General features: G+C 28.4%; 22 protein-coding genes and 1 riboswitch. Of the genes, 18 read left to right on the top strand and 4 right to left on the bottom strand.

Annotated elements, in window-relative coordinates; genetic code table 11:
- Positions 1 to 91: 91 nt before the first annotated feature.
- On the bottom strand, positions 92 to 739 hold the full coding sequence (locus VJI93_RS07145; RefSeq protein ID WP_324000230.1) for an energy-coupled thiamine transporter ThiT: 648 nt from the start codon (positions 737 to 739) through the stop codon (positions 92 to 94).
- Positions 740 to 777: 38 nt separating this feature from the next.
- Positions 778 to 866, bottom strand: a riboswitch (TPP riboswitch).
- 127 nt (positions 867 to 993) lie between these two features.
- Here VJI93_RS07145 and VJI93_RS07140 point away from each other — a divergent pair.
- The 9 genes from VJI93_RS07140 (at position 994) to VJI93_RS07100 (ending at position 10,117) form a co-directional block, all read left to right on the top strand.
- On the top strand, positions 994 to 1,734 hold the full coding sequence (locus VJI93_RS07140; protein WP_324000229.1) for a glycerophosphodiester phosphodiesterase: 741 nt from the start codon (positions 994 to 996) through the stop codon (positions 1,732 to 1,734).
- Between the two features lie 105 nt (positions 1,735 to 1,839).
- Positions 1,840 to 2,235: a hypothetical protein gene (locus VJI93_RS07135; protein WP_324000228.1), complete on the top strand. Its 396-nt coding sequence runs from the start codon at positions 1,840 to 1,842 to the stop codon at positions 2,233 to 2,235.
- A gap of 276 nt (positions 2,236 to 2,511) precedes the next feature.
- The gene (gene rplM, locus VJI93_RS07130) at positions 2,512 to 2,946 is read left to right on the top strand and encodes a 50S ribosomal protein L13 (RefSeq protein ID WP_324000227.1); all 435 of its coding nucleotides are present in this window, start codon (positions 2,512 to 2,514) and stop codon (positions 2,944 to 2,946) included.
- A gap of 23 nt (positions 2,947 to 2,969) precedes the next feature.
- On the top strand, positions 2,970 to 3,359 hold the full coding sequence (gene rpsI / locus VJI93_RS07125) for a 30S ribosomal protein S9 (protein ID WP_324000226.1): 390 nt from the start codon (positions 2,970 to 2,972) through the stop codon (positions 3,357 to 3,359).
- Between the two features lie 379 nt (positions 3,360 to 3,738).
- Positions 3,739 to 4,125 (top strand): GTP pyrophosphokinase, encoded by a 387-nt coding sequence (locus VJI93_RS07120; protein ID WP_324000225.1) that lies wholly within the window; start codon positions 3,739 to 3,741, stop codon positions 4,123 to 4,125.
- Positions 4,126 to 4,331: 206 nt separating this feature from the next.
- Positions 4,332 to 5,912 (top strand): Cna B-type domain-containing protein, encoded by a 1,581-nt coding sequence (locus tag VJI93_RS07115; RefSeq protein WP_324000224.1) that lies wholly within the window; start codon positions 4,332 to 4,334, stop codon positions 5,910 to 5,912.
- Positions 5,913 to 6,632: 720 nt separating this feature from the next.
- On the top strand, positions 6,633 to 7,997 hold the full coding sequence (gene fumC, locus VJI93_RS07110) for a class II fumarate hydratase (RefSeq protein ID WP_324000223.1): 1,365 nt from the start codon (positions 6,633 to 6,635) through the stop codon (positions 7,995 to 7,997).
- Between the two features lie 36 nt (positions 7,998 to 8,033).
- Complete coding sequence (locus VJI93_RS07105; protein ID WP_324000222.1) at positions 8,034 to 9,446, top strand: aspartate ammonia-lyase; 1,413 nt, start codon at positions 8,034 to 8,036, stop codon at positions 9,444 to 9,446.
- A gap of 134 nt (positions 9,447 to 9,580) precedes the next feature.
- A complete protein-coding gene (locus VJI93_RS07100) occupies positions 9,581 to 10,117 on the top strand; it encodes an isoprenylcysteine carboxyl methyltransferase family protein (RefSeq protein WP_324000221.1) in 537 nt (178 codons plus the stop codon).
- 69 nt (positions 10,118 to 10,186) lie between these two features.
- On the opposite strand, the gene VJI93_RS07095 is transcribed toward VJI93_RS07100, so the two are convergent.
- From VJI93_RS07095 to VJI93_RS07085, 3 genes are all read right to left on the bottom strand, one after another.
- Positions 10,187 to 11,446 (bottom strand): hypothetical protein, encoded by a 1,260-nt coding sequence (locus tag VJI93_RS07095; protein ID WP_324000220.1) that lies wholly within the window; start codon positions 11,444 to 11,446, stop codon positions 10,187 to 10,189.
- 241 nt (positions 11,447 to 11,687) lie between these two features.
- Complete coding sequence (locus VJI93_RS07090) at positions 11,688 to 13,424, bottom strand: M3 family oligoendopeptidase (RefSeq protein ID WP_324000219.1); 1,737 nt, start codon at positions 13,422 to 13,424, stop codon at positions 11,688 to 11,690.
- A 20-nt stretch (positions 13,425 to 13,444) separates the two neighbouring features.
- Complete coding sequence (locus VJI93_RS07085) at positions 13,445 to 13,801, bottom strand: Spx/MgsR family RNA polymerase-binding regulatory protein (protein WP_324000218.1); 357 nt, start codon at positions 13,799 to 13,801, stop codon at positions 13,445 to 13,447.
- Between the two features lie 448 nt (positions 13,802 to 14,249).
- Here VJI93_RS07085 and VJI93_RS07080 point away from each other — a divergent pair, with 448 nt between their 5' ends.
- The 9 genes from VJI93_RS07080 to glpK all read left to right on the top strand — a co-directional run bounded on the left by VJI93_RS07080 (position 14,250) and on the right by glpK (position 25,623).
- The gene (locus tag VJI93_RS07080; protein WP_324000217.1) at positions 14,250 to 14,573 is read left to right on the top strand and encodes a PadR family transcriptional regulator; all 324 of its coding nucleotides are present in this window, start codon (positions 14,250 to 14,252) and stop codon (positions 14,571 to 14,573) included.
- Positions 14,566 to 15,555, top strand: coding sequence for a DUF1700 domain-containing protein (locus VJI93_RS07075; RefSeq protein ID WP_324000216.1), 990 nt, complete (start codon positions 14,566 to 14,568; stop codon positions 15,553 to 15,555). The genes VJI93_RS07080 and VJI93_RS07075 overlap by 8 nt, the downstream gene beginning before the upstream one ends.
- The gene (locus VJI93_RS07070) at positions 15,545 to 16,609 is read left to right on the top strand and encodes a hypothetical protein (RefSeq protein WP_324000215.1); all 1,065 of its coding nucleotides are present in this window, start codon (positions 15,545 to 15,547) and stop codon (positions 16,607 to 16,609) included. The genes VJI93_RS07075 and VJI93_RS07070 overlap by 11 nt, the downstream gene beginning before the upstream one ends.
- Positions 16,610 to 16,950: 341 nt before the next feature.
- A complete protein-coding gene (locus VJI93_RS07065) occupies positions 16,951 to 18,705 on the top strand; it encodes an oligopeptide ABC transporter substrate-binding protein (RefSeq protein WP_324000214.1) in 1,755 nt (584 codons plus the stop codon).
- Between the two features lie 484 nt (positions 18,706 to 19,189).
- The gene (locus VJI93_RS07060; RefSeq protein ID WP_324000213.1) at positions 19,190 to 20,980 is read left to right on the top strand and encodes an oligopeptide ABC transporter substrate-binding protein; all 1,791 of its coding nucleotides are present in this window, start codon (positions 19,190 to 19,192) and stop codon (positions 20,978 to 20,980) included.
- Between the two features lie 941 nt (positions 20,981 to 21,921).
- Complete coding sequence (locus VJI93_RS07055; protein ID WP_324000212.1) at positions 21,922 to 22,611, top strand: 5'-methylthioadenosine/adenosylhomocysteine nucleosidase; 690 nt, start codon at positions 21,922 to 21,924, stop codon at positions 22,609 to 22,611.
- A complete protein-coding gene (locus VJI93_RS07050) occupies positions 22,612 to 23,463 on the top strand; it encodes an ATP-binding cassette domain-containing protein (protein WP_324000211.1) in 852 nt (283 codons plus the stop codon).
- A 1-nt stretch (position 23,464) separates the two neighbouring features.
- Positions 23,465 to 24,124, top strand: coding sequence for a hypothetical protein (locus tag VJI93_RS07045; RefSeq protein ID WP_324000210.1), 660 nt, complete (start codon positions 23,465 to 23,467; stop codon positions 24,122 to 24,124).
- An 8-nt stretch (positions 24,125 to 24,132) separates the two neighbouring features.
- Entirely contained in the window at positions 24,133 to 25,623 is a 1,491-nt protein-coding gene (gene glpK, locus VJI93_RS07040) for a glycerol kinase GlpK (protein ID WP_324000209.1), read from the top strand.
- Positions 25,624 to 25,999: the final 376 nt, after the last annotated feature.

The raw sequence follows: 25,999 nt of genomic DNA, 5'->3' as shown, positions 1-25,999 counted from the left end.
AAGGGTGGGGTTTTTATTGCGAAGCAACAAGGTTCCCGGGACCCACCCGGTGCGAAGCATCGAGGAAGGGTGGGGTTCTTATTTATAAAAATTAATTTGTCTTAAAATTGCTCGATTTTAATTTTTCTAAAGTATTTCTTACAATTGGTATTAAAAGCAGTGCGACAGTTAAAGCTCCTTCAGCCCCAATATATGAAAAATTATACCAGATTGAATAATTTAATGGATACCAACCTTGTGGTGCATAAGAGCTGAAAAACACATATCCTGATAATGTAGCAAAGATAAATCTTCCTGTAATTGAAATAAGATATGCAGGTATTAATTTATCTTTTTTATTTGCAAATAATCCGCTAAGTCCAAGAGAACCAAAAGCTAAAATATAGTCGATGATTGCTTGAACTGGAGTATAGACTTCTGGCTTAATCAATAAATTTAGAAGTCCAAAAGTTATACCGGCTATAAGTCCTACTCTAAGTCCGAACATATAACCAATGAAAACAATAAAAATCATTGAAAATAAAGTAACGCTTCCACCTTGTGGTAGTCTTAAAAACTTTATCTGATTTGCACTGATTCCAAGTGCCAATAAAATGGCTGAATAAGTTAGTGCTTTTGTAGAAAATATTTTTTCATCTCTTTTAAAATAAAAGACAAAAAATAAAAATGCAAAGGAAATCAACAATATAATAGTTGTTTTTCCTGCAGTACTTGAGAAAAATTTTCCAAAATTTTCCATAAAAAAACCTCCTAAGATATTCACTAGAAAGTCCACAAAAAAAGACTATTCAACTTCCCTACGTCAGTATTAACTGAATCAGGTACAAAGGGTATTTCTCAGCTTAGTAGCACCCCTAGCGAATAAAATATTTTGTATTTGTATACTTTAAATTTTTACCCCTTTGCTAATTCATTAAACATTAAATATTATTGAGTAAATTTTGTAAAAGTGATATACTTTAGTCATATATGTTTTAAAATTAAGGAGATATTATGAAAAAAATATTAAATTTGGCTCATAGGGGTTTTTCAGGGCAATATCCTGAAAATACAAAAATTGCTTTTTTAAAGGCCATTGAACATTCTGATTGTGATGGTTTTGAAACTGATGTCCATATGACTAAAGATAAAAAACTTGTAATAATCCACGATGACACTGTTGACAGAACTTGTTCAAATGGAAGTGGTTTTATAAAGGATTTGACTTCTAAAGAACTTTTGCAAATGGAATTTGGTTCACATAAAGGAAGTGAATTTTTAGGAGAAAAGATTATATTTTTAGACGAATTTTTACAAATTGTAAAGGACAACAAACTCTTTGTAAATTTAGAGCTTAAGAATAATTATGTATTTTATTGTGGACTTGAAGAGGCTGTTATCAATATGATAAAAGAATTTGGACTTAAAGAAAATGTAATTTTATCCTCATTTAATCACGAATCAATGGAACTTTGTAAAGAGATTGACCCAAGTTTTAAAACGGGACTACTTTTTGAAAGTCCAATGATGAATACAGTTGAATATATGAGAGGAATTAAGCATGAAGCGGTTCATCCTGGATATTATATGCTTTTGCAAAAACCTTCTTGGGTTGAAGACTTTAAAAAAATGGGACTTGATATTAATACTTGGACAGTAAATGACGAAAAAACAATGAAGTATCTTATTGACATGGGAGTAGATGCCATAATTGGGAATTATCCCGATTTAACATCAAAAGTCTTAAAATCATAAAATTGGAAAAGTAATTTGACAAAAACTTTAAATTAGTATAGAATATGAGTGTTAGAAATTTTTGTAAAAAATTTTTAATAAAAATAAATAAAATTAGGAGGAATTATGAAAAAATCTTTAAAATTATTTGCATTATTGCTTATCACTACTATGGGTTTTAGTGCTTGTTCATCAAAAAATAACGAAAACGCAACTGAAAAGGCAAAGAAAGAAGCTGAGAAAGCTTTAGAAGATGCTAAGCAAAAAGGAAAAGATGCTCAGGATAAAGTAAAGGAAGAAGTAGAAAAGAAAACTAAAAAAGCAAAAGAAGAAGCTGAGAAAGCCTTAGAAGATGCTAAACAAAAAGGAAAAGATGCTCAGGATAAAGTAAATGATGAAGTAGAAGATCAAACTAAGAAAGTAAAAGAAGAAGCTGAAAAAGCAAGAAAAAAAATACAAGAAGAAATAAAAAAAGCAAAGGAAAAAGCTGAAAAAGATGCAGAAGATGCTAAAGGAAACTAATATATAAATTGCAAGAATAAGTTAGCCAATTGAAAAAACTTCAAAAGATGTTTTAAGAGAATTGTAAAAAGTTATTAAAAGTATTGTATTTTGTGTATATATATGGTATAATAACCTGGTATCACTTTTGGATATATGATATTTAAAAAGCCTTGTCTTTTTACAATATCAATCGCATAGCAGTCGAGGTTGCGATTAATAAGTCCTCGCCTACAAAATCGCTGGGTAGCGATGTCTAAATAACCCAATATTGTAAAAAGAATTAAGGAGGAAAAAATGAAGAGTTACGTAGCAAAACCTTGCGATGTAAATCGTAAATGGTATGTAGTTGATGCAAAAGATGTTGTTTTAGGTAGACTTGCAACTGAAGTTGCTTCAATTTTAAGAGGAAAGAAAAATGTTAGATTCCAACCATCATTCGATATGGGAGATTATGTTATTGTTGTTAATGCTGAAAAAGTTAAATTAACTGGTAAGAAATTACAACAAAAAGAACATAGATACTATACTGGATATTCAAATGGTTTAAAAGCTATTTCTTATGAAAAAATGTTACAAACTAAACCTGAAAAAGTTATTGAATTAGCTGTTAAGGGAATGCTTCCAAAGAATACTTTAGGAAGACAAATGTTCAAGAAATTAAAGGTTTATGCAGGTCCAGAACACAATCACGAAGCACAACAACCTGAAGTTTTAACATTAAATAAATAGGAATAGAAAGGAGATTAACATATATGGCAACTCAATATATTGGAACAGGAAGAAGAAAAACTTCAGTAGCTAGAGTTTTTTTAACACCTGGAAACGGAAAATTTGTTATTAATAAAAAAGATATAGAAGAATATTTTGATTACGACACTTTAAAGGTTACTGCAAAGGCACCTTTAGAAATAACAGAAAGTCTTGGTAAATTCGATGTTTATGTAAATGTTAAAGGTGGCGGATTTACAGGACAAGCTGGAGCAATCAGACATGGTATTGCAAGAGCTTTATTGGAAGTTTCTGCTGAATTAAGACCTGTATTAAAAAGAGCTGGTTTCTTAACAAGAGACCCTCGTAAGAAAGAAAGAAAGAAATATGGTCTTAAAAAGGCAAGAAGAAGCCCACAATTCTCAAAGAGATAGTAAATATGAATTTAAAACGTTGGAATTTTTTCCAACGTTTTTTATTGTTTTAAGTTTATTTACTATTAACGTCTATCTCTTAAACAAAGGGATTTACTTTATACGTCATTTCGACTGTAGCGAAGCGAAATGGATCTAGCCCTAACTTTGTTTACTTGTAAACAAAAGTAGGTCTGACGCAAAGATTGTTCAAATCTTTGATTTGAGCACAATCGACTGTGAAAATCTCAACTATTGCTTGTTTACAAGCAATAGTTTTTCTGAAAGAAATAATAGGAGATAAATAGATATATTCATCTCATTAAAAAGGGTATAAAAATACTGTATAGTTTTTAATAAAGGAGGAATTATATTTAGAGTATTTAGAGCGTTTTTTATTATGTTAAGGGCTCATATCTGGCAAAAAGACAAAGCAGGCAGATGTTATATTTTTCATCCACTTAATGTTGCTTTGGGAGTAAAGGGAGTTAGAGCAAAAACTGTCGCATTATTACATGATGTACTAGAAGATAGCGATTTGTATAGTATAGAGGATTTTAAATTTTTAGACAAAGAACAAATGAAAGCAATTTTACTTTTAACACATAATTCTGATGAAGATTATTTTAACTATATAGATAAAATAAAAACTAATAAAATAGCTTCTGTTGTAAAATTGTCTGATTTAAGACATAATTCAAATTTAAAGAGATTAAAAACAATAACAGAAAAAGATATAAGTAGAAGAGAAAAATATTTAAAGGCAATAGAAATTTTATCAAATTAAAGGCAATTATAAATTATATTTTATAGTTGTTATTTTTTTGCATAAAATTATTTTACAATAAACTTTATCTGTAGGTTAAAGGATAAATTTGTTATATTAATAACTTATGCCATAAAATAGACAAAATGTGAATTTTGTGGTATACTATATCGGCGGTATGTTCAAATTAATAGATTAATAAAATTTTTAGGAGGATTTATTTTAGAATGAAAAGAATATTAAGTATTGGATTACTTGTATTTGCAATTTTTATTGGAAGTTTTTCTGGACTTTTTGCTAAAAATGAAGTTTTTGCAAAAAATAATGGAAAATCTTCAGATGAAAAAATTGATATTGCAGTACAATGTAAGTGGGTAGGTGATGATGACAATTCGAGAACTGTAAAGGTAGATTTACTGATTGATGATGTAGTAATAAATACAGTTGCAATTACTAAAGGTTCTGATTGGAAACATGTTTTTGAGGGTTTAGATAAAAACAATCCTGATGGTACACCTATCAATTATAATATTAAATTACATGATGAAAATCATACTAGATATAAAGCGAAAATTACTGGAGATATTAAAAATGGTTTTATTATTAATTGCTCTGAATTAAGAACTATTTATGTTACTAAATATTGGAATAGAGAGCCAGATATATCACCAGCGATGTTAAATCCTGATTTATTAAATAGTAAATCGAAAAAAGCTAGTTTATCTGGAGTAAAACAAATAAATCATGATAAGTTAAATTCTAAAGTTCCAATGCCTGACTCAATAACTATTTATCTTCTTGCAGATGGAAAAGTTATTGATACTGCGGTATTGACTGAAGATGACGATTGGGAATATGCTTTTATTAAAAAACCGTTGTATGATGAAAAAGATGGACATGAAATTGAATATAAAGTTCTAGAAAAACCAGTGAAAGGTTATAAGGCAGAATATGATTATTTTGATATTATTAATAAATCTGTTTTTGATATTCCAGTTGAAAAGAAATGGATTGGTGCTCCTAAGGATGAAGTAGAGGTAACATTATATAGAGATCATGATGAAAGAGAATACAATCCTCAAACCCAAAAATATGAAGTAAAAAAAATAACGGAAACTGTAGCTACAGTGAAGTTAAATAAAGCAAATAATTGGAAATATACTTTCAAAGATGTAGAAGAATTTTTTCTTGATGAAGAATTTACTCATAAGTATAAATATTATATAAAAGAGAAAACTATAGATGGTTATGAAAGTGTTATTACAGGGGATGAAGATAAAGGATTTACAATTACAAATAAGAATAAAAATGAAACATCACCTGCAGTTGTACCAACAATTGATGTTAAGGTAGAAAGCGAATTTTTGGGAGAAGATAGAAAAGAAATCACTGCTCCAGTAGATAAGATAGAAGTTGAATTGTATAGAAATGGTGAACCAACTGGACAAAAACTTGTATTGAGTAAAGCAAATAACTGGAAAGGCGAGTTCAAAGATTTAAAAGTTTATGAATCTGAAGAAAATCAAAAGCCTTATGAATATACAGTTAAAGAAGTTGGAGAAGATAATAAAAATTTAATTAACCTAGCAAGTAAGTTGTATAGTGTAGTTTATTCTGGAAATATGAAAGATGGAATAAAGATACAAAATATTGTTAAAAAAGAGGATAACAAAAAAGTTGTTACACCTGAAAAAGAGCAAAAATTGCCAAAAACAGCTTATGATATTAATGCTATTATGTCTTTAGGTATGATGACTGTTTCAGGAATTGCTTTGGGAGTTCTTGGAAATAAGAGAAAAAATAAATAGTATTTTAAAATTTAAAGTGTCAAACTTATTGATTTGGCACTTTTTTTATAAATTTCAACTAAGCTGATTTATAGTCATATAAATGTAAACCATAAGAAAAAATCGTTATATAATTATTTACTAACAAAAAATTAACAAAAAGTGAAACATTTTGTTTTTTTTGTGTTATAATTAATATAGTTTTACACCTAATGGTAAAACTATATTAATTTCATCATAATCTTCATTAAAAAAATAATCAAAAAGAAGATTATGATATATCATACTTTCCATTTAGATAAAAAGTTTAAGGAAAAGTATGATGAAATTAGGTTTCCAATTTAGATAAGCTTATTGTGAACCTAATTTTAATTAATAGAATAGTAAAGAAAACTTTTTGTAAAGACTATTAATTTCACCATAATTACCATAAAAAAATAATCAAAAGGGAATTATGGTATAATTGTCTTTACCACAAGGCGTAAAGACATATTTATTGCATCATAATTACCATAAAAAATAATCAAAAAGAAGATTATGATATATCATACTTTCCGTTTAGATAAAAAGTTTAAGGAAAAGTATGATGAAAAAGGTTTTAAAATAGTATAGATTTAAGATAAAAATAATTTTATTTTAATAGAATTAATTTTTTTTGCTCATTTTAGGTAATGTATGTAATAAAAAATAAATTATATTTATTTTCAGTATAAAAATTGTTTAAATATAGGAGGGTTCTTAATGGGTTATAAGATTTATAAAGACTCTATTGGAGAAATTAAGGTAGAAAGCGACAAACTTTGGGGAGCGACTACACAGAGAAGTTTTGAAAATTTCAAAATTGGAAATTACAAAATGCCAACAGAAGTTATAAGGGCTATGGCGACTGTTAAGTATGCTTGTGCTATGGCTAATTATGAGCTTGGAGATTTAAATATGGAAAAATTTTCTGCAATAGAAAATGCTGTTCAGGAAATTTATAGTGGAAATCTTGATGAACATTTTCCACTTGTTGTTTTTCAAACGGGAAGTGGTACTCAAACTAATATGAATCTGAATGAGGTAATTGCAAATTATGCAAATCAAAAGGCGGGTAAAATTTTAATTCATCCAAATGATGATGTAAATAAATCTCAAAGTTCAAATGATACTTTTCCAACAGCTTTGCATATAGCTTGTTTAGACGTTATTGACAGAAAGCTTATTCCGTCAATGAAAACTTTGATTTCAGCTTTTAAGACTTTTGAAGATGCGAACAAAAATGTTATAAAGATTGGTAGAACACATTTACAAGATGCTGTACCTATTAAGATTTCTCAAGAGTTTAGTGGTTATAGAAGTTCTATTGAAAAATGTTTGGAATATATCGAATTTACAAGAAAAGGTCTTTTAGAAATTTCACTTGGAGCAACTGCAGTTGGTACAGGAATTAATACTAGAGAAAACTTTAAGAACATTGTTGCAAAATATGTTTCAAAAATTACAGGAAAAGACTTTAAACCTGCTGAAAATTTCTTCCATTCTTTGACAATGAAAGATGCTGTTGTAGTTTCTCATGGAGCTATTAAGGCACTTGCAATGGATTTAATTAAGATAGGAAATGATATAAGATTTTTAGCTTGTGGACCACGTTGTGGTTTTTCAGAGATTGAAATTCCTGCAAATGAACCAGGTAGTTCAATTATGCCGGGTAAGGTAAATCCTACTCAAATAGAAGCCTTGACAATGGTTTGTGCAAGAGTTTTAGGAAATGATACTACTATAAGTTTTTGTGCATCTCAAGGAAATTTTGAGCTTAATGTTTATATGCCAGTTATTATTCATAGTTTTGTTGAATCTGTAAATTTACTTTCAGATGCAATGGAATCTTTTGTTAAAAACTGTGTAAGGGGAATAAAGGTTAATAAAGAAGTTGTAAATAAATATTTGAATGAATCTTTAATGCTTGTTACTTCACTTAATCCATATATTGGATATGATAAGGCAAGTCAATGTGCAAAATATGCTTTTAAGGAAAATATAACATTAAAAGAAGCAGTTTTACATTTCGGTTATTTAACAGAGTCAGAATTTGATGAAATTGTTGACCCTAAAAAAATGGTTTAAAATATTTTTTATATAAAGGAGAGTAAAGAAAATATTATGGAAGCAAAACAAGGATACAGAGTTGAACATGATTGTATTGGGGAAAGTTTAATTCCGGAAAATGCTTATTATGGAATTCACACTCAAAGAGCAACAGAAAATTTCAAGATTACAAGAAGAAAAACAAATCCTGAAATGATTAAATCAGTTGCTGAAATTAAGAAGGCTTGTGCTATTACAAACTTTGAAGCTGGAGTTTTAAGCGAAAAGAAAAAGGATGCAATAGTTTATGCTTGTGATGAAATTATCTGGGGAAGATATTTAGATCAATTCATTGTTGACCCAATTCAAGGAGGAGCAGGAACAAGTCATAATATGAATGCCAATGAAGTAATTGCAAATATTGCTATTGAACATTTAGGAGGAAAACTTGGAGATTATTCAATAATACATCCTAATGATGATGTAAATATGGGACAATCTACAAATGACGTTTATCCAACAAGTGGTAAAATTGCTCTTATCAGACTTTTAGGTGAAACAATTGAAAGCTTAAAAGAATTAGAAAATGCTTTAATTTCAAAAGCTGAAGAATTTGATGATGTTATAAAAATGGGAAGAACTCAAATGCAAGATGCTATTCCTATTAGACTTGGACAAGAATTTAGAGCTTATTCAACAGTTATTGCTAGAAATATTAGACTATTCAAAACTGCATGTACAGTTTTAAAAACTGTAAATATGGGAGCAACTGCAATTGGTACAGGACTTAATGCTGATGTAAGTTATATGGATAAGATTGTAAAAAATCTCGCTCAAGTTACAGATATGGAATTAGTACAAGCAGAAGACTTAATTGACGGAACGCAAAACATTGACGTTTTTGTTCACGTTTCAGGTCTTGTAAAGAGCTGTGCAATCAGTATGTCTAAAATAGCTAATGACTTAAGACTTATGTCTTCAGGTCCAACTTGTGGATTTGCAGAAATCAATTTACCTGCAAGACAAGCTGGAAGCTCAATCATGCCGGGAAAAGTAAATCCTGTAATTCCTGAAGTTGTATCTCAAGTCGCTTTTAACTGTGTAGGTAATGATGTTGCAGTTACAATGGCTGCAGAAGCAGGACAACTTGAACTTAATGCTTTTGAACCGGTTATTTTCTATAACTTATTTGAATCAGTTGAAACAATTGGTAGAGCAGCAAATACATTTGTTCATAACTGTATTTTGGGAATTACTGCAAATGTAGAAAGAACTAAAAATATGGTTCACAATAGCTATGGAATTGTAACAGCTTTCGCTCCACATATTGGATATGAAAAATCAGTTGAAGTTATTCATAAGGCTATTGAACAAAATTTACCTGTAAAGGCAGTTCTAATTTCAGAAAAAATTATGACTGAAGAAGAAATTGACAATATTTTAGATGTATTCTCAATGACTACACCAGGAATTGCAAAAAGAAACTAAAAAAATATAAATAGAGTCTTTGGGCTCTATTTTTTTGTGAGAAAAAGGTATTGAAATTATGGTAAAAAGTCTAATTTTATGTTAAAATATTTTTGATTGCATTGAATATTATGTAACAATTATTTGGGGGTAATATGAGTTATATGATTTATGCTATTGTTATAGCTGTTTTTATTATTAGATTATTTTTTCTTAAGATTTCAATTAAAAACGAGAAAAAAATACTAAAAGATGGCGGGAGAGAATATGGGGTAGAAAATTCTAAGAGAATTACTATCTTACATATATTATTTTATTTATTCTGTTTTATTGAGGCGATTATTAGAAAGCCAAAATTTGATAAAATCAGTTTTCTTGGTTTGTTTTTAATAGTTTTTTCAATCTTTATGCTCTATACAGTTACAAGATTGCTAAAAGATATTTGGACAGTGAAACTTATGATTTTAAAGGATCATAAATTTGTCAATCACTGGTTATTCAAAAATATAAAACATCCTAATTATTTTTTAAATATTTTACCTGAATTGACAGGACTTGCATTACTTTGTCATGCTTTATATACGGCTTTAGTAATTTCTCCTCTATACATTTTTGTAATGTATATTAGAATAAAGGAAGAGGAAAAATTACTAAAAGAAATTATAATTCCAAACGGGTTAAGAGAAAATTAAAAAAATATAATATTCAGTGTAATTTAAAGGGCATTTCAGACGAAATGCCCTTTTTGTATGTTGTTAATTTTATTTTGTTTTAAGCTTAAGAATATGAAGTTCTGCTTCTTTTGAATCTTTATTTTCTTTAACTAAATAAGAGATGCAGTCATTAGTTACGGAAATTTTAGAAACTATTTTTTCTTTGTTTTCATAAGATTTTTGAAATAATAATTTTCCTTCATCATTATAAACATAGATATTGTTTTTATTATCTAACAAATATAAATTATTTATTTTGTAGGCATCTGTTAAATCATCTCCACCTGTAACATATGGAATTTCTGTGCTTTCCATATTCTCTAAATTAAATACTTTCCCTGTATTGTATTTTGCTGATTTTGCTACATAGTCGCTTGTAAATAACAGTTTATCATCGCCTGAAACAAATAATAATTTCCTATTTTTTACATTTTCTGGAGTTTTAATCTTATCTAGCTCTAAAACTTTTTTAGATTCATCTTCTGAAATTAATTTATAAACATCTGCTGAACCTTTTTCCATTTTATCATCATTTTGGTAATTTACAACTTGGTAGTATATCTCGTTTCCAACTCCACCTGCAAACATAATATAATTACCGGATATTTTATTATTTTTAATATTCAGTTCTTCTTCTTTAAGTAATCTCAAACTCGCATCATCAACATTAAATCTAAGGATATAGGATTTAAGAGTATCTTTTCCAACATTATTCTCACAAGTTAATATTAAATTACGCCCGTCAACTGCAATGGAAGGAACTTTGTTATATACTTGATAATCACCGGAAATTTCAGCTTTATCTTCATTAAAATATTTTTGAACATTTTTATTTTTATCCACTACAATAAAATTATATTCATAAGAGTCTTTTTTGCCTACAGTATATGTAGTATTATTTGCAATATTTTTGTTATTAACCTTTACTATATACAAAGTTTCACCAATAACACCGTCTTTTGCAATAGTATACATATTTTCCTTTTCGTTACCGGTTATTTCATAAATTATATCAATATTTTCGTTTTTTAAATTTTTTGAGGCATAAAAAATATTGCCTTCACTCGTATATGCAAAATAAAGTTTATTATTATCAGGATTATAATTTAAAAAACGAAAATCAGTGGCGTTTTTTGGAATTTCAACCTTTTTTATCTCTTCTTCAAAATCGACATTTTCAATAGCTTGTTTTTTCATCTCTCTATTGTCTTCTGCATTTGACCTAGATTCATTAGTTGTTTTATTGGAACAGGAAGTTAAAAATAGAGAAAATACAAATAAACAAATAAATAGTTTTTTAAATTTCATAAAGCACCGCCATTCTTGTTAATTTGATTTTCATTCATTTTATATAAAAAATTTTTATCAACTTTAGGATAACATAGGGGACGTTTATTGTCAATATTTTAAGGTAAAGATATGGCAACATTTATTTAATTTTTTCGCAATAACAACCTTACCTTTCCATGATGCTTCGCATCGGGAGGAACCCGGAAACCTTCTTGCTTCGCAATAAAAAATGGCGATTAAAAATCGCCATATATTTTAACTATTTACTTGTTAATTCTATAAATTCATCAATTTCCTCTTTTATGCTTTCAAGAGATTTTAACCAGAAATCTTTCTTAGTTAAATCAATATTCATAACTTTTGCAACGTCTTCACAAGTATTAATTGTAGTTGCTTCTAAAAGTTCTTGATATTTTTCTACAAATCCATTTGGATTTTCTTTGTAAATTGCATAAAGACCTCTTGAGAAAAGTCCGCCAAATGAGTAAGGGTAGTTATAGAATGAGAAACCTGCTGAATAGTAATGTGGTTTACAAGCCCACATAAATGGATGGTAAGTTTTAGGATCAAGTCCGTCTCCATAAGTTTCTTTTTGCGCATTTCTCATAATTTCTTCAAGTTCTTCAGTCATCATAAAGTGGTCAAGTTTTCTTTCAAAAACTTCTTTTTCAAATAAGAATCTTGAATAGATGTCAACAGTTATTTGAGCACAGTCAGAAATTTGAGATTCCATTAAAGTAATTTTGTCTTTTTCTGAGGCTTCATTTAATGCTGCAGACATAATTAAATTTTCGTTGAAAATTGATGCTGTTTCAGCAACTGGCATTGGATAATCCCAATTTAAAGGTAGGTGATTTTCAACATGAAGTCCATGATATGCATGACCCAATTCATGGGCAAGAGTTAAAACAGAAGAAAGACTTCCGTCAAAATTCATCATTACTCTTGATTGTTTTATAAACGGAAGATTGCTACAGAAAGCTCCACCAACTTTTCCTTTTTTAGGAAAGTAGTCAATATAATTTTTATCAAAAGCCTCTTTAACCATTTTTACCATATCGTCTGAAAAAGTTGCAAAATGTTTCAATAAAAATTCTTGAGCTTCTTCAACTGTGAAAGTTCTGTCGCTCTCTCCAATACTTGCAAATAAGTCATAGAATTTTAATCCACCGTCATATCCTAAAAGTTTAGCTTTATGTTTAAAGTATTTTCTAAAATGTGGTAGGTAATCGTCAATGCTTGACCAAAGTGCATCTAGTGTTTCTCTCTTTAATCTTGCATTTTCTAAAGATTCATCAAGGGCAGATTCAAAACCTCTCATCTTTGAAGTTGTATTCACTTCTTGTTTAATATTATTTAATGAAAAAGCTATTGAATCCTTTATACTATCATAAAGTTCCAATTCCTTGTAAAATGCTTCTTTTCTTACATTCGCATCAGAGGAATAAGCTAAGTTTCTAATTTCACTTAAAGTTTTTTCTTCGCCTTTAAATTTTATTGATGCCTTTGATGTTAAGAAATTAAACATAAATTCCCAAGCGTTTGAGCTTGAAAGTTTCATTTTTGCGATAACTTCTTCTATATCTTCTGGCAATACATGTTTTAAAGCCTCTTTTTTATTCTTAAAGAAGAATTCATAGTTCTTTAAATATTCATCCTTTGTAATATCAACAGTGATAGAACCTAAAAATTTGTCTATTTTTGTAAAAGTTTTTGCATAATTTGAAAGTTTAGCATTCAAATTATTGCTATAATAAGTTGTTTTTTCATCAGTAGTGTTTATTGCCTGATTAAGTTCTATAAATGAATAAATCCTATAAATTGTAGTATTAACTTCTTCTAAAATCTTTATAACAGCTTTTATGCAGTCAATACTATCTTCTAAATTAATCTTTTCTAAATCAGTTAATAAACAATCTATTTTTTTGAAATCGTTTTGAAATTCATCACTATCATAAGAAGGATAAATTTCAATTAATGAATATTGTTGCTCCATTTTTTTCTCCTTAATAAAAATCATTTTTTGAGTAAAACATTCCAGTCTTTTTCTTTAAAACCGATAAGAAAAATCTTGTTTTCTTCGTCAATTAAGATAGGTCTTTTTACAAGAGAACCGTCATTTGCTAATAATTTAATAGCTTCATCAACAGAAAGATTTTCGAAATTTTCTTTTAAATTCAAATCTCTATAAGTCTTACCGCTTGTATTGAAAAGCCTCTTAATTCCCATGCTACCTTGAACAGCTTTGATTTGAGCTTTAGTTGGAGTTTTGTCTTTAAGGCTGATTTCCTTAAACTCAATTCCATTTTCCTTTAAGAACTTTTTTGCCCTTTTACAAGTTGTACAGTTGGGATATTCAAAAAAAAGTTTCATTATAACACCTCCAATGCTGATTGATTATATATTAATCAAAGTTTTTATTAACGTATTTGTCTATTTAGACAAATTTAAATATAAATATGAACTTTATATTCCTGTATCAACGTATCTATTTTATTCTAAAAACCTTAAATTAAGTTTAAAAGAAATTATATTAAAATATTTTTTCTAATTTTTAAGTCATAACATTAAAGTTGAATCTTTTTATATGAGTATTCTATTGATACAATTCTATCATTAATTTTAAATAAAATCAATATAAGTTTAAGCACAATAAAGAAAAAATTATAAAAATTATAAAAATTTCAAAAAAATAATAGAAAATACATTAAAAAGTATTGTGTAATGTATAGTACTGTGGTATGATATATATAAGATAATAAAAAAATAATGAATATAATAAATTCCGATATAGAACAAACAACTAGAAAAGGAGGTAAAAATGGATACACAAATTAAAAAAGGTCTGTTGGATCTCTGTGTCTTAAGCTTTTTAATGGACAGAGATATGTATGGATATGAAATTGTTCAAAATATTTCAAAATCCATTGAAGTAAGTGAAGGCACTATATATCCGATTCTCAGGCGACTAAGTAAAGAGGGCTTTTTTGAAACTTATATTGTTGAATCAAACGAAGGCCCTGCAAGAAAATATTATAGAATTACCACTTCCGGAATGGGATATTATGATAATCAGGTGGAAGCGTGGGAAAAGTTAAAAAATGGGATGGATAGTATCTTAAAGAGAGGTGAAAATGATGAATAAGGTAGAATATTTGGATGTCTTAAAAGATTATCTTTTAAAATATTATTCAGAAGAAGAGAGTTTAGATATTTTAAGAGATTATGAAGAATATTTTTTAAATGGTAAATTAGACGGAAAAACTGAGCAAGAAATTATTTTAGAACTTGGTTCTCCAAAAATAATTGTTCAGGATCTTAGATCTGAAGAAAAAACTGTTTTAAATAAACAAGGAATTTTATCAAAATTAGCCCAAAAATTTGATAAATGGTTTGAAAAGAATTTGTCAGACAGATATTCAAGTGGAGAAATTGAAATTATGGAAAATAGATGTGATAAGGTTATTGAAAAATATGGAATTTTTGCATTTATGTTTCTTGCTATATTTTCAGTTATAGAAGTATCTGTAGGTCTTAGGTTTTTAACGGGAATTACAGAAATATTAGGTGTATATATCATTTCAATGTCCTTTCTAGTTAGAACTAATAAAGGATTACAGTCAAAGGGAGGGAAAATTTTAACATTTACGAATATTTTATTTATGATATTCTATTTAGTATTGATGTTTAGAGGAACTGGTGATATTTTTAATGTTGGATTAAATTTAGCTTTTTTCATGGCTATTCTTAATTTGATTTTAATATTCCTCTTTTCAAATGGAATGTTTTTCCTAATAATAATTTCTCTATTCTTTGCAATAATGCTAATAATTTTGGGAGGAATCTGGTTTTTGTTTATAGGAATTACCATTTTTGGAGTAGGACTTGCTATTACATTAACTCCGATTACTCTAACAGCATTATCATCATTATCACTTAGCATATTATGGATAATCTTTCCAATAATGCTTGCTATGGGACTTTTCATAGCTATGAGTATTTTAATTAAATACTATTCAATACTCATATATAGATTAGTTTTAAAATATAATGACTGGATAAAAATAAAATTTATGTACTCAAGAGTTTATGGACGAAAAACAAAGGAGGACGAATATGAAAGGTAAATATTTTAAACTGAAAGTATTGTCAATATTTTCTTTTTCTCTAATAGTTGTCGGTTTTACAGGTTCTTACAAAATGGTTTGTGAAGTTCAAAGGAGAGTTGATGAAGAAATTGATAAAAAATTGACTTATAGCTCTAAAGAAATTTTAAAAACCGAAAAAGAAATAAAATATTTAGACTTAAGCAGATATGAGGGTTACAATGTAGAAATAAAGAAAAGTCAAGATGAATACAATCGTATAACTGTAACTTACAAGGATAAATACTTTGATAATGAAGCAAATTTTGATGAAAAAAATGAAAATAAAATTGATATTATAACCAAAAGAATTGATAACGAAAAAAATTCAAGATTTGATTATGTAGGAAAAATGGTTGAAAACTCTGTAATATATAATAAATTGTCATATTCCTTTATAAAGCCTTCAAAAAAGGAAGATAAAACTAAAATAGTTATAGAAGTTAAAAATCCTATTGAAATTATGGGAATAGTAAAGGGAAGCGAAAAAAATGATTTACTGAAAAAGGAGTTGACTTACAGTGCTTACGATAAAAATTTATTTTCTGGAAGTCCTATTAGGACCATACTTAATCAATTTAACGAATTCACGATTAAAGATGTAAATGATGAAAAAATTGAAATTCCAAATACTCACTTAAAAACTTTGAATTACACTACTGAAAAAATCGAAAAATTATTGATAGCAGGTAGAAGAGAAAATAAAAGCAAAGATTATGATACTACTGTTAATGTAGATACAAAAAATGTCAAAGACTTTGTTGAAGTTGACTTAAACTCCTTAACTACGGATTTGAACATTACAGGTGCAAAAAAAGTTATACTTGAAGGAATGCCAAGTTCAGGAGAAATTGTAGTTAAATATAAAGTTAATGGAGAAGAAAAAAGTTTTGTAATAAATGAGTCTAACAAAAATAAAAAAACTCCAAGAAAAATAATAAATATTGATAGTGAAAAAATATTTAGAACTCTAATGGATAATTCTCTAATTAAAGGAAATTTGGATAAGATATCTGATTTAAAAGAAGTTAAATAATTGTAAAAAATGCAGATAGACTTTTGTTTATCTGCATTTTTTTATCAACAAGCCTTGTTAAAGTTTTAAAAAATAATGCGTTACTAAATATTTACTATATTTTATTTAATTATTAAAATAAAAATAAAAGAAATATACAAACTTTATTAAAAAAGTATTGCAAAAATATTTATTATATAGTATAATATGGTAAAGTTAATAAGGATGTAAGTAAAGAAGTGGATTACACTTCTTAAATTTATATCTTTTATATAACACAATGCAGTGAATTATTATTAACGTGATTATTCACCGAATACACGGCGAAAATTTCGTGTAAATACGTAAAGGGGGATTTTATTATGAAAAAATTATCTAAAATTATTGCGTTATACTTAGCAACAACATTTTTATTATCAGGTTGCGGTAATACTGAAAAGGCAAAAGAAAAAGTAGGAGTTCAGGACAATATGGTTATTGAGAATAAAGGGACTCCAGTTGAAAATGCAACACTTAAGGTTGCTTTCATAAGTGATTCTCCGTTTACTGGAATTTTCCATCAAGCATTCGCGGATGGTAACCCAGATATGGAAATTTTGGTATATTCCACAAATGGTACATTCAACGTTGATGAAAATTACAGATTAGTAAACGGAGGTGGAGCTGATATTGAATTCAAGCCAGAAGAAAAGAAAGTGATTGTAACTATTCATGAAAAATATACATGGAATGATGGAACTCCAGTAACTTCTGCAGACTTCTTAGAATATTATAAAATAGTTGCTCATAAGGACTATACAGGAGTTCGTTTTGATGGAGATATGAGAAATGTAGTTGGTATAGAAGAATATAATAAAGAGGAAAGTAAGGAAATTTCAGGGTTTAAAACTTTAAGTGATAAGAAGTTTGAAATTCACTTTAAGAAATTTAATCCTAGTATTCTTTGGGGAGGCGGTATTCCTTCTGAACCAGTTCCAAGTCATAAATTAAAAGATATTCCCGTTAAGGAACAACAAGCTCATGATATCACCAGAAAGAATCCATTATCTCCTGGACCTTACTATATTAAAGAAGTAATTCCGGGACAACAAGTTGTTTTTGAAGCTAACCCACATTACTATAGGGGTCAACCAAAAGTTAAAACTGTTGTTTGGAAGATAGTTCCATCAGCACAAATCGTTGCTGCTTTACAATCAGGTGAATATGATTTAACCGTTAGTTTAAATTCAGACCTTTACAGCAAAGTTAAAGCTTTAAAGAATGTTCAAATAGCTGTTAAAGACGAATTATCATATACTTATATAGGATTTAAACTTGGCAAATGGGATACTAAAAAGAAAGAAGCTGTAATGGATCCTAATGCAAAAATGGCAGATGTGAAATTGCGTCAAGCTATGGCTTATGCCATTGATAATGACCAAGTTGGAGAAAAATTCTATGAAGGTTTAAGAAGAAATGCAACACAACTTATGATTCCTGCATTTAAAGAATACTATGATGATTCATTAAAAGGATATACACTAAATATTGACAAAGCCAAAAAACTTCTTGATGAAGCAGGCTATAAAGATACTAATGGTGATGGTATTAGAGAAGATAAAAATGGTAAACCGTTCAAAATTAAATTTGCTTCAATGTCAGGGGGAGCTATTGCTGAACCTATAGCCAATTACTATATTCAACAATGGAAAAAAATCGGATTGGATGTTGAACTTACTACCGGAAGACTTATAGAATTTAACTCATTCTATGATAAAGTAAAAGCTGATGACCCTGAAATAGATATTTACCAAGCTGCATGGGGAACAGGATCTAATCCTAACCCTACAGGACTTTATGGAAGAAAAGCCTTCTTTAACTTCCCGAGATTTGCAACTCCGGAATTAGATGCGATTTTGGATAAGATTAATTCTTATGAAGCTGTTGATAAAGAATACAGAGCAAAAGCATACAAAGAATTTGCAAACTATATGTTTGAAAATGTACCGGTAGTACCTACTTTATTTAGAAAATCTATAGTTGCTGTAAATAACAGAGTTAAGAAATGGGATATAACTCCAGGTTCTAACTTTAGTCTATTTGATGTTGAATTAACCGCTGATGCACCTATTAAATAGGAATAGTAAATGTATAAAATTAGCATTAAGAAACTACGAGAGTGGTTTCTTTTTGCCTTTTGTAAAGCAAAATGTGATTGAAATTGCAAAAATGTATAAAATATTAAAAAAATGTAACTTTTTCCAAAAATAAATATTTTTTTAATTAAAATAATTAAAAAATTTATAAAAATATTTTCGAGATTGAAAATAAGCCGTTTTATCTTATTATATTTTTTTGCTTAAAATAAAAAACTGAATGAATTATTCAAGTGATAAAGTTATATATCGATTGATTAATATGTTTATTTTTTAATTTATCAAAAAAAACCTTTTATTTTGTACTTTGTTATGCTATAATCCTAATTGTAAAGATAAGATATGTTTCTTGGGGATTGAGTTCATCTCATCTATAATGCGGGTGTTAAAATTATCTCTTATGGCACACCGATTAGAAAACGATTTATCTTGAAAAATAAATATTTTTTCTCGAGGAGGACTTAAAATGAAAAAAGCGTCAAAGTTAACAGCTTTAGCTTTAGCTGGTTTGATGATTCTTTCAGGCTGTGGAGCTAAGAAGGACAAAGACAGTGCTAAAAAAGAAGATTCTGGATTTACTGTAAATCCAGTAGTTGAAAATGAAGGAAAAGCTATTGAAAAAGGGACTTTAAAAGTTGGTATAATTGGTGAATCCGTTTTTAAAGGAGTATTCCATGAAGCCTTTTCTCAAGATAATTTTGATTCAACTATCATGAATTGGGTTGGAATGGGAGGATTTTTCGATGGAGACCCTGATCAAAAATTAGGATCTACAGGTTTAGGTAAAGTCGAATTCAAACCAAAAGAAAAGAAAGCTATAATTACAATTCACGAAAAAGCAACTTGGAGTGACGGGGTTCCTGTTACTGCTAAGGACTTTTTAAGATATTATCTAATTATTGGACATAAAGATTATGAGGGTGTTCGTTTTGGTACTGATTACCTTAATGTTGTAGGTATGAAAGAGTATCATGATGGAAAATCTGATACTGTTTCCGGAGTTAAAGTACTAGATGATAAACATTTAGAAATTACTTTTAAGGAATTTGATCACTCAATTTACTGGGGCAAGGGAATACCTTACAATCCGGTTCCAGACCATGTATATAAAGATATTCCTGTTAAAGAACAAGAATCTCATGATGCTACAAGAAAACATCCATTATCATGTGGAGCTTATGTAATTAAGGAAATAGTTCCTGGACAACAAGTTATCGCAGAAGCTAATCCATATTATGCTTTTGGTAAACCTAAAGTTCAAAGATTGGAAATTAAAATGATTCCATCTGCACAAGTTGTTGCTGCAGCAAAATCAGGGGAGTTTGATATCATTGATTCATTCAGTTCTGATTTATATGAAAAATTTAAAGCTCTAAAGAATGGTAAGATTGTTACTAATTACTATGGTGGTTATAGTTATTTAGGATTTAAATTGGGAAAATATGATAATGAAAAGAAGGAAGTTGTACCAGATCCTAATGCAAAAATGGCTGATAAGAATTTAAGAAAAGCAATGGCGATGGCTGTTGATAGAGATACTATAAACAAGAAATTACAAGGTAATTTAAGTATTCCTCTATATCAAATAATTCCACCAATTTTCTCTACAATTTATAATAAAGACTATCAAGGAATTAAATATAATATAGAAGAAGCTAAAAAACTTCTTGATGAAGCGGGATACAAGGATACTAATGGCGATGGTATTAGAGAAGATAAAAATGGTAAACCTTTAAAAATCAAGTTTGCTGCAATGCAAGGTGGTGCAACTCAAGAACCTACAGTTTCATTCCTTATCCAACAATGGAAAAAAATTGGTTTAGATGTTGAACTTACTACTGGAAGACTTATAGAATTTAACTCATTCTATGATAAACTAAAAGCTGATGATTCTGATATAGATATGTATATGGGTGGATGGAGTACTGGTTCAAATCCTGATCCAAGTGGTTTCTATGGTAAACATGAACAATTTAACTTCCAAAGATTTACTTCTCCAGAATTGGATAAACTTTTAGCTAGTATCGTAAGTCTTGATAATACTGACCCAGAGGTTAGAAAACAACATTATGCTGATTTAAGTAAATATCTAATTAATGATGAAGCTATAGTAGTTCCTTTGTTTTCACATACTACAAAGGCATTTGTAAATAATAGAGTTAAGAAATATGATATTTCATCACCTCAAGAAGGAAAAGCACCATTTAGAAATTCCGAAATTGAGTTAACTAAAGAATCTCCAGATGTTGATAAATAGATAATTTTATATAAAAGTGTGGGATGATATTCCACACTTTTTTATAGTTTAGTAACTAAGGTTGGGGAGTAAAAGATCCTCAGCCTTTTAATTTGTAAAAAAAAAAGCAAAAAAATTGCACTTATTAAAAAATATCCTAAAATAGTAGTAATCACAAAACCAGAAAGGATGTGTTTAATAAGTACAATATAATAATATCATAAATTCATTAGCTTTAAAAGTGTTAATTAATAAAAAATAGGTTATTTTATTATTATAATTTACAAAATTTTAAAGATTTATCAAAATTCATAAATTATTAAAAATAACCTTTTTTATAATCATTAGTTATGGTATAATAGTATAGAAAAGTAATAAAAAAAGAACTATGATGTAATAAAAAGATAAAGAACTCTATACGGTATGGAAAGATAGATTTATTACATCATAATTCCTTTAGGAAAATTTATGAAAAAAAGAATCAAATTATTCTGTTTTTATTTGTTAAAAAGTAAAATGTGATTAAAATTAGGTTTTCCAAAATAAGTAAGCCTAATTTTAATCAATTTTATTGTGAAGCAACAAGGTTCCCGAGCACCCACCCGATGCAAAGCATCGAGGAGGGGCGGGGTTCTTATTACTTATAATTTTATACCAAGCCTAAAAAAATTATCAAAAAGGGCTGTGGTTAAATAGGCTGTAAGCCTTAGTTATCATACTCTCCGTTATTTTCTTGGGGATTATTTAGGAGATTATGATTAATTAGATTTGCTTTAAAGTAAATCTAATTTTAAAAAATATTTATTTCTCATGGATAGGATACATATATTTTGCCATAGAAACCTTAAATTAAATTTAAAAAAATAAAAGTTTTAAAATTTTTTAAATTTTTTTAAAAATATGTTACAATTAATGTAGGAAGTATTGAAAAATTAATTAAAAATCTAAATGGGGGTAGTTGTATGATAGGTATTATAAGTGCTCTTGATGAAGAGCTGATGGAAATTATAGATAAAATTGAAACAAAAAAAGTTACAAGAGGTTGTTTTACTTTTTATCTTGCAAATATTTCTAATAAGGAAGTTGTGCTTGGTATTTGTGGGGTTGGTAAGGTGAATTCTGCAATTTATACTCAATGTATGATTGACAACTTTTCTCCTGAGATTATTATAAATATAGGTGTTGCAGGCTCTACTGATGAAAGAGTAAAAATTGGCGACTTAGTTATAGGAACAGAATATTTTTATCACGATTTTGATTGTACTGAAGCCGGTTATGTAATAGGACAAATTCCAGAGCTTAGAGATGTAAAATTTATCGCTGACAAAAAATTATTAGAGATTTCTTATGAAAAGGCTAAAAAAGTTCTTCCCGAAAACAGAATTTTTAAGGGAATTATTGCGACAGGAGATATTTTTGTAGCAAAAAAAGAAATTAAAGATAGGATAAAAGAAAATTTTAATTCTCTTTGTTGTGAAATGGAAAGTTGTTCCATTGTGCATACTTGTCATTTAAATAATGTTAGATATTTAGCTTTGCGTTCAATATCTGATAATGCAAATGAAGAGGCTGATTGTGACTTTGGCACTTTTGTTTTGGAGTCGGCAAAGGTTGTTAAGAGTATTATTTTAGATATTATAGAGGAAATATAAATGATTGAAATTAAAAATTTAAAGAAAAATTATGGCAAATTTGTTGCAATTGAAGATTTTAATTTAGAGATTAAAGAAGGAAAAACCTATGGAATTTTAGGTAGAATTAATTCCGGTGGAACAACTATTTTTAACATCTTATGTAATTATACTTTCAAAGATGATGGGACTGTTTTAATTGATGGAAAAGCTCCTGAAGATGCAAGAGATTTGATTTATATGTGTCCAAAAATGGATTTTTACAACGGATATACTCTAAGACAGGTTCTAAAATCTATATCAGATTTTAATCGTGAGTTTGACCTTTTGTATGCCTTTGAATTATGTAGGTCTTTTAAACTTGAGCTTGATAAAAAGTTTAAGGTTGAGGAAAATTTTCAAAATTGTACTATTTTTAAGACTCTAGTTACAATTTGTATGGAAAAGAAATATCTTCTTTTTAATAAGCCGGAAATTGGACTTTCAAGTTTAGATATTAGAAAATTAAGTGATGTTTTAATGGGGAATTATAGACGAAATGGTTATACCCCTATTATTCATAGTAAAAATGTAAATTACTTTTTTGACTATTTAGACTATATAATTATTATTAAAGATAAAAAAGTTGTGCTTTATGAAAGTAGGGAAAAACTTGAAAAACTGCTTTATTCTATCTCTGCTTCATCCGAAGTAATGGGTGATATTACAAAGGAAAAGAATGTTTTGGTAGTAAGAGATGTTAAAAAGTTCTCCAAATTGAAAGTAGCTTATATTTTAGCAAAAGACGAAGATGAAATTAGGGAAAATGGAGGCAGAAGTGTTTCCTTAAAGGAAATTTATGAGGCGATTACAATGTCTGAAGGAGGTCATTAAATTGAAAAAAGGATTGATATTTTCTTTAAAATTATTATCTCAGACTTTTTTAATCGGAATTTTATTTTCCGTTTTGTGTGAGTTTGTATTTTTATTCTTCATAAGACTTTTAGGCCTTAACATTGACTTAAGTACTGACGTTTTTATGACTATTTTAGGTGCAAGCTTTTTAACTTTCATTTTTTCAAGACAAAATATATTAAATCACCTTTTTATAAATGGATTTTCTAGAAAAGATATTTTAAAGATTAAAACATGGAGCAGTTTGATTTATGTTGGAATTTTCTTTTTAATATTCTTTATATACGAAATAATTTGGGGGGCATTAATTTCTAATTTCTTAAACTTTGACACTATCTTACGTTTGATTGTGGCTTATTTGTCCGTAAGCTTTTTTGTAGAATTTGCGACATTTTTAGACTTACTTTACAAAAATATATCAATTAAGAAAGGAAAGGGAGTAAATAAGACTTTATATAAATACGCCTACTCAATTCCTATTATAATTTTTACTTATGTATATAGGCTTATTTATCCAAATATTAGAGGATATTATACGAGTGTCTTTTTGCTTCTTTCAATTGCAGTGATTTTTACATTGCAATATGTTCTTGCACTAACTAATCACAAATGGATACTAAGTATGGATATAAGAGCTTAGGAGGTTTTATGGACGGATATATTTTGGCATTAGATCAAGGAACCACAAGTTCAAGAGCTATTTTGTTTGACCATAGTGGAAATATAAAAGGTGTATCTCAAAAGGAGTTCAGACAAATTTTTCCAAAAGCAAGATGGGTTGAACATGATGCGATGGATATTTGGGGAACCCAATCTGGAGTTTGTAGAGAAGTTTTGGAAAGAAATTTTGTAAGGCCTACTGAAGTAAAGGCAATTGGAATTACAAATCAAAGAGAAACTACAATTATCTGGGAGAAGTCAACTGGCAAACCTATATATAATGCAATTGTTTGGCAATGTAGAAGGACTGCTGAAATTTGTGAACAAATAAGAAAAGATGGATATGAAAATTTAATTTTTGAAAAAACAGGACTAAAACTTGATGCTTATTTTTCCGCCACAAAAATAAAATGGATATTAGATAATGTTGAGGGAGCTAGAGAAAAGGCTGAAAATGGAGAATTGTTATTCGGGACAGTTGATACTTGGATAGTTTGGAATTTGACAAGAGGAAAAGTGCATATAACTGACTATTCAAATGCTTCAAGGACAATGTTGTTTAATATAAATACTCTACAATGGGATGAAGACATTTTAAAAATTTTAGATATTCCAAAATCTATCTTACCCGAAGTTAGAGATTCAAGTGATATTTATGGATATACCGATGAATATACATTTGGGGGAGCTAAAATTCCTATTTCTTCTGTAATTGGAGATCAACAATCTGCACTTTTTGGACAAAATTGTTTCGAAAAAGCTGAAGCTAAAATAACTTACGGAACGGGTGCTTTTCTTTTAATGAACATAGGAAAAGAAGTTTTAAAATCCAAAAATGGATTATTGACTACAATAGCCTGGGGATTAAACGGCGAAGTTACATATGCCTTAGAAGGCAGTATCTTCATTGCAGGAGCCGGAATACAATGGCTTAGAGATGAGTTAAGACTGCTTTACGAAGCAAGTTTGTCTGAGCAATATGCAAATTTGGTAGATGATACCGATGGTGTTTATATCGTTCCTGCATTTACAGGACTCGGAGCACCTTATTGGGATATGAATGCTAAAGGGGCTATTTTTGGGCTTACAAGGGGAACAAAAAGAGAACATATAATTCGTGCAATGCTCGAGTCCATAGCTTATCAATGTGTGGATGTATTTAATTGTATTGAAGAAGATACAAATATCAAAATTCAAAATTTAAAAGTTGATGGTGGAGCTAGTGCTAATGGATTTTTGTTACAATTCCAATCTGATATGTTAAATGCAGAGGTTACAAGACCTGAAGTTTTAGAAACTACTGCAATGGGTTGTGCATTTCTTGCTGGACTTGCTGTTGGATTTTGGAAAAGTACAGATGAAATAAAGAAAATTTGGAAACTTGGTAAAAAATTTGAGCCTAAAATGTCAGAAGATATTAGGTCTGAAAAACTAAAAGGCTGGAAAAAAGCAGTGTCAAGAACATTAAATTGGGATTAATAGAAAAATCGGAAAGAAAAAACTTTCCGATTTTTTATTGTGAAATAACAAGGTTCTTATGAAAAATTATTTTATTATTATAATAAAGAATAAAAGATATTAAAAATATGGTAAAAAGGTATTGACTGAAAGGGAAAAGGCTGATATAATGTTAAGGCACTTAAGAAGTGATATAATAATAAGATATCAAAAAAGAAGTTTGAAAGCATAAAAAGATAAAAAAAGTGTTGACAGACAAAAACAAAAGTGATATAATATTATGGTCGCAACAAAAGTGACATGAACCAAGAAAAGTAAACAGTGATAAAAACTTTGAGAGTACAAAGAAAAACAATAATTTAGGTGTAACAAAAAGTCAGCGAGAGCAGACGAACTT

The sequence above is a fragment of the Parvimonas sp. M20 genome, assembly GCF_035282425.1.
GTDB lineage: Bacteria > Bacillota > Clostridia > Tissierellales > Peptoniphilaceae > Parvimonas.
Note: the sequence above shows the minus strand (reverse complement) of the source record. Positions and strands in the feature narration are given on the sequence as shown.

Excerpts from the sequence above, each read along its gene's own strand:
- VJI93_RS07075 (WP_324000216.1), top strand. The coding sequence starts at position 14,566 with ATGAATAAGGTAGAATATTTGGATGTCTTAAAAGATTATCTTTTAAAA.
- VJI93_RS07115 (WP_324000224.1), top strand. The coding sequence starts at position 4,332 with ATGAAAAGAATATTAAGTATTGGATTACTTGTATTTGCAATTTTTATT.
- VJI93_RS07065 (WP_324000214.1), top strand. The coding sequence starts at position 16,951 with ATGAAAAAATTATCTAAAATTATTGCGTTATACTTAGCAACAACATTT.
- rplM (WP_324000227.1), top strand. The coding sequence starts at position 2,512 with ATGAAGAGTTACGTAGCAAAACCTTGCGATGTAAATCGTAAATGGTAT.
- VJI93_RS07060 (WP_324000213.1), top strand. The coding sequence starts at position 19,190 with ATGAAAAAAGCGTCAAAGTTAACAGCTTTAGCTTTAGCTGGTTTGATG.
- VJI93_RS07085 (WP_324000218.1), bottom strand. The coding sequence starts at position 13,801 with ATGAAACTTTTTTTTGAATATCCCAACTGTACAACTTGTAAAAGGGCA.
- VJI93_RS07070 (WP_324000215.1), top strand. The coding sequence starts at position 15,545 with ATGAAAGGTAAATATTTTAAACTGAAAGTATTGTCAATATTTTCTTTT.
- rpsI (WP_324000226.1), top strand. The coding sequence starts at position 2,970 with ATGGCAACTCAATATATTGGAACAGGAAGAAGAAAAACTTCAGTAGCT.
- VJI93_RS07090 (WP_324000219.1), bottom strand. The coding sequence starts at position 13,424 with ATGGAGCAACAATATTCATTAATTGAAATTTATCCTTCTTATGATAGT.
- VJI93_RS07095 (WP_324000220.1), bottom strand. The coding sequence starts at position 11,446 with ATGAAATTTAAAAAACTATTTATTTGTTTATTTGTATTTTCTCTATTT.
- VJI93_RS07145 (WP_324000230.1), bottom strand. The coding sequence starts at position 739 with ATGGAAAATTTTGGAAAATTTTTCTCAAGTACTGCAGGAAAAACAACT.
- VJI93_RS07105 (WP_324000222.1), top strand. The coding sequence starts at position 8,034 with ATGGAAGCAAAACAAGGATACAGAGTTGAACATGATTGTATTGGGGAA.
- VJI93_RS07135 (WP_324000228.1), top strand. The coding sequence starts at position 1,840 with ATGAAAAAATCTTTAAAATTATTTGCATTATTGCTTATCACTACTATG.
- VJI93_RS07100 (WP_324000221.1), top strand. The coding sequence starts at position 9,581 with ATGAGTTATATGATTTATGCTATTGTTATAGCTGTTTTTATTATTAGA.
- VJI93_RS07120 (WP_324000225.1), top strand. The coding sequence starts at position 3,739 with ATGTTAAGGGCTCATATCTGGCAAAAAGACAAAGCAGGCAGATGTTAT.
- fumC (WP_324000223.1), top strand. The coding sequence starts at position 6,633 with ATGGGTTATAAGATTTATAAAGACTCTATTGGAGAAATTAAGGTAGAA.
- VJI93_RS07050 (WP_324000211.1), top strand. The coding sequence starts at position 22,612 with ATGATTGAAATTAAAAATTTAAAGAAAAATTATGGCAAATTTGTTGCA.
- glpK (WP_324000209.1), top strand. The coding sequence starts at position 24,133 with ATGGACGGATATATTTTGGCATTAGATCAAGGAACCACAAGTTCAAGA.
- VJI93_RS07055 (WP_324000212.1), top strand. The coding sequence starts at position 21,922 with ATGATAGGTATTATAAGTGCTCTTGATGAAGAGCTGATGGAAATTATA.
- VJI93_RS07080 (WP_324000217.1), top strand. The coding sequence starts at position 14,250 with ATGGATACACAAATTAAAAAAGGTCTGTTGGATCTCTGTGTCTTAAGC.
- VJI93_RS07140 (WP_324000229.1), top strand. The coding sequence starts at position 994 with ATGAAAAAAATATTAAATTTGGCTCATAGGGGTTTTTCAGGGCAATAT.